Origin of the sequence: Microbacterium sp., assembly GCF_031178525.1 — a bacterium.
Taxonomy (GTDB): Bacteria; Actinomycetota; Actinomycetes; order Actinomycetales; family Microbacteriaceae; genus Microbacterium.
The window spans coordinates 1-3,996 of the sequence record NZ_JAPSJA010000212.1; the positions used below are offsets into that span (position 1 = coordinate 1).

General features: G+C 70.0%; 4 protein-coding genes. All 4 read left to right on the forward strand.

What is annotated here, in order from left to right:
* The first annotated feature begins 206 nt into the window (after positions 1 to 206).
* Positions 207 to 1,205 (forward strand): sugar ABC transporter permease, encoded by a 999-nt coding sequence (locus RIF89_RS11725; RefSeq protein WP_309069289.1) that lies wholly within the window; start codon positions 207 to 209, stop codon positions 1,203 to 1,205.
* The gene (locus RIF89_RS11730; protein ID WP_203136742.1) at positions 1,198 to 2,037 is read left to right on the forward strand and encodes a carbohydrate ABC transporter permease; all 840 of its coding nucleotides are present in this window, start codon (positions 1,198 to 1,200) and stop codon (positions 2,035 to 2,037) included. The genes RIF89_RS11725 and RIF89_RS11730 overlap by 8 nt, the downstream gene beginning before the upstream one ends.
* Complete coding sequence (locus tag RIF89_RS11735; protein WP_309069290.1) at positions 2,034 to 3,128, forward strand: Gfo/Idh/MocA family oxidoreductase; 1,095 nt, start codon at positions 2,034 to 2,036, stop codon at positions 3,126 to 3,128. Before RIF89_RS11730 ends, RIF89_RS11735 begins: the two co-directional genes overlap by 4 nt.
* The coding region (locus RIF89_RS11740) for a sugar phosphate isomerase/epimerase (RefSeq protein WP_309069291.1) at positions 3,125 to 3,996 on the forward strand (872 nt) is incomplete at its 3' end. The genes RIF89_RS11735 and RIF89_RS11740, both read left to right, overlap by 4 nt.

A 3,996-nucleotide genomic window follows, 5' to 3' on the forward strand; every position in this document is an offset into this window, starting at 1 on the left:
ATCGCCCGCTTGTTCGCCGACATCGCGCAGGGCGAGGAGGTCACGGAGGACGACGTCCGCGCCGCGCTCGAGGACGCGCAAGCGCAGATGCCGGCCAGCTGATCGATCCGGTCTCCGTCCCGGGGTGCGCGCCACGCGCCGCACCCGGGAGGAGAAGCCCTGCCCGAACGATCTCCGCGAAGCACGCTCCGAGCATGGGAGTCAGGATGACCACGCACGCCACCGCCCCGACCTCCGCGACGGAGGTGATCACCACCGGGCGCCGGGGCCGCGGGCCCACCCCCGCCACCACCCGCCGCCGGCGCCGCACGCTCTTCCCGTACGCGCTCATCGCCCCCGCAGGGGTGATGGAGCTGCTGATCCACATCATCCCGATGCTGCTCGGCGTGTGGATCGCCTTCCTCTCGCTCACCCAGCTGTCGATCGCCAACTGGGTGGCAGCGCCCTTCATCGGCCTGCAGAACTTCCTCACGAGCCTGGATCCGGCCGGGCCCATCGGCAGCCAGTTCTACGCCGCCCTGCTGCGCACCGTGTTCTACACGGTCGTCGTGGTCGCCATCGCGTGGTCGCTCGGCATCTTCGCGGCGGTGCTGCTGAACTCGAAGTTCCGCGGCAACGGCGTGCTGCGCACGCTTTTCCTCGTGCCCTACGCGCTGCCGGGGTTCGTGACCACCATCGCGTGGGCGTTCATCTTCAACCAGCGCGACGGCATGCTCAACCGCCTGCTCGTCGACGACCTGGGGGTGCTGTCGGAGCGGCCGTTCTGGCTGCTCGGAGGCAACTCGCTCATCGTGGTGATCGTCGTCACCGTATGGCAGTTCTGGCCGTTCGCGTTCCTGATGCTGCTGGCGGCGCTGCAGTCCATCCCGGACGAGGTCTACGAGGCCGCCTCGCTCGACGGCGCGAGCCTGTGGAAGCAGTTCACCGGCATCACTCTGCCCATGATCCGGCACGCCAACGTGGTGCTGCTGCTCATGCTCAGCCTGTGGGTGTTCAACCAGTTCGACGTGCCGTACCTGCTGTTCGGCCCCGCCTCGCCCGAGGAGGCGACCCTGATCTCCCCGCTCATCTATCAGCAGTCCTTCAACAACTGGAACTTCGGCGTGGGCGGCGCCCTCAGCGTCCTGCTGCTAATCGTGCTGCTGATCGCGTCGGCGTTCTACATCCGGCTCGTCCTGCCGAAGGGACAGACGGTCGATGATTGAGACGCGCGGGTTCCGCATCCTCCGGGCCTTCGGGCTCGTGTTCCTCACGCTCATCGTGGTCGTGCCGCTGTACGTGATCCTGACGACCTCGATCAAGCCGCTCCAGGATGTGCGCGGCCTGTTCCAGTGGTTCCCGTCGGAGATCACGTTCCAGCCGTACGTCGACATCTGGACGACCGTCCCGCTGGCGCACTACTTCACCAACAGCCTGATCGTGACCGTGTTCGCGACGACGCTGTCGGTGATCCTGGCGATCCTGGCGGCGTACGCGCTGTCGCGGTTCAGCTTCCCGGGCGCGCGCAGCTTCAGCCTGATCGTGCTGTCGACGCAGATGTTCCCGGGCATCCTGTTCCTGCTGCCGCTGTACCTGATCTTCACGCAGATCCAGCGGACGGTGGGGGTGCAGCTCAACGGCAGCTACCTCGGCCTGATCATCACGTACATGACGTTCTCGCTGCCGTTCTCGATCTGGATGCTGTCGGGCTTCTTCGCCGCGATGCCGCGCGCGCTCGAGGAGGCGGCGATGATCGACGGCCTCGGCCGCTTCGGTGCCCTGGTGCGCGTGGTGCTCCCGGTGGCGCGCCCCGGCATCATCGCCGTGGCGGTGTACTGCTTCATCACGTCCTGGAGCGAGGTGCTGTTCGCGAGCGTGCTGACGAACGCCGACACGCGCACGCTCTCGATCGGCCTGCGCGCCTACGCGTCGCAGACGGATGTCTACTGGAACCAGATGATGGCCGCGTCCGTCGTCGTGTCGCTGCCCGTGCTGATCGGCTTCCTGATCGTGCAGCGCCACCTCATCTCCGGACTGTCGGCGGGAGCGGTCAAGTGAGCTCAGGTGCGGGGACCCTGCGGGTCGGGATCGTCGGCGGCGGGTTCATGGCGCGTACGCACGCGCATGCCGCGCGCGCCGCGGGCGCGCACGTCGAGGCGATCCTGTCGTCGGCACCGGATCGCACGGCGCAGGCGGCCGCCGAGCTCGCCGTGCCGCACGCCGCCGCGTCGCTCGAGGAGCTGATCGACCGCGTCGACGTCGTGCACGTGTGCTCGCCCAACCGGTGGCACCTCGAGCAGTCGCTCGCGGTGATCGGCGCCGGCACGCACGTGGTGTGCGAGAAGCCCCTCGCGACGACCGCCGCCGATGCCGTGCGGCTTGTCGGGGCGGCCGGGGGCGTCGTCGCGACGGTGCCGTTCGTCTACCGCTTCCACCCGATGGCGCGCGAGGCGCGCGCGCGGGTCGCGGCGGGCGACATCGGGCGCATGCTGACCCTGCGCGGCTCGTACCTGCAGGACTGGCTGCTCGAGCCCGGCGAGCAGAACTGGCGCGTCGATCCGGTGGCGGGTGGGGCTTCGCGCGCCTTCGGCGACATCGGCTCGCACCTGGTCGACCTGCTCGAGTTCGTCGCGGGGGACCGGATCGCCCGGATCGCCGCGCGCACGCAGACCGCGTATCCCGAGCGCGCCGGTTCCACGGTCACGACGGAGGACGCCGTGGCGGTCGTCGTGGAGACGGCGGGCGGCGCGATCGGATCGCTGCTGGTGTCGCAGGTCGCCGCGGGGCGCAAGAACGCCCTGACGATCGAGGTGTCGGGCAGCGCCGGCGCGATCGCGTTCGATCAGGAGCACCCGGACGAGCTGTGGCTCGGCGGGCGCGACGCGTCGCGGGTCCTCTCGCGCGATGCGGGCGTCCTGTCCACGGATGCCGCGCGCCTGTCGGTCGTGCCGTCCGGGCACCCGATGGGGTACCTCGACGCGTTCACGGCGTTCGCCCGCGACACCTACGCCGCCGTCCGCGGCGAGGAACCCGGCGGTCTGCCGCGCTTCGCGGACGGCGCCCGCGCCGCCGTGCTGACCGAGGCCGTGCTCGCCGCCGCCGTCGAAGACCGCTGGATCGACATCCCTTCCGAAGGAGCAACGACATGAGCGACGCCTCGCACCCCGTCACGCTGTTCACCGGCCAGTGGGCCGACCTGCCGTTCGAGGAGGTCGCGCGTCTCGCGGCGGAGTGGGGCTACGACGGGCTGGAGATCGCGGCGTCGGGCGACCACCTCGACCTGAAGCGGGCGGACGAGGACGACGAGTACGTCCGCTCTCGCCTCGAGATCCTCGACCGTCACGGGCTCAAGGCGTGGGCGATCTCGAACCACCTGGCCGGTCAGGCGGTGTGCGACGACCCGATCGACTTCCGACACCAGGCGATCGTGCGCCCGTACGTGTGGGGCGACGGCGAGGCCGAGGGGGTGCGGCAGCGCGCCGCGGAGGACATGAAGCGCGCGGCGCGCGTGGCCCGCAAGCTCGGGATCGACACGGTCGTGGGTTTCACGGGGTCGAGCATCTGGCAGTACGTGGCGATGTTCCCGCCCGTGCCGGCCGAGCGCATCGACGCCGGCTACGAGGATTTCGCGACCCGGTGGAACCCGATCCTCGACGTGTTCGACGGCGAGGGCGTGCGGTTCGCGCACGAGGTGCATCCGTCCGAGATCGCGTACGACTACTGGACGACCGTGCGCACGCTCGAGGCGATCGAGCACCGGGAGGCGTTCGGCCTGAACTGGGACCCGAGCCACATGTTCTGGCAGGGGGTCGATCCGATCGGCTTCATCACCGACTTCGCGGACCGGATCTATCACGTCGACTGCAAGGACACGCGCCTGCGGCCGGCGACGGGTCGATCGGGCATCCTCGGCTCGCACCTGCCGTGGGGGGACCCGCGTCGCGGGTGGGACTTCGTCTCGACCGGGCACGGCGACGTGCCGTGGGAGGACGCGTTCCGCGCGCTCGGCGCGATCGG

Bases quoted from the DNA above. Each gene is read 5' to 3' on its own strand.
- RIF89_RS11725 (WP_309069289.1), top strand. From the start codon at position 207: ATGACCACGCACGCCACCGCCCCGACCTCCGCGACGGAGGTGATCACC.
- RIF89_RS11730 (WP_203136742.1), top strand. From the start codon at position 1,198: ATGATTGAGACGCGCGGGTTCCGCATCCTCCGGGCCTTCGGGCTCGTG.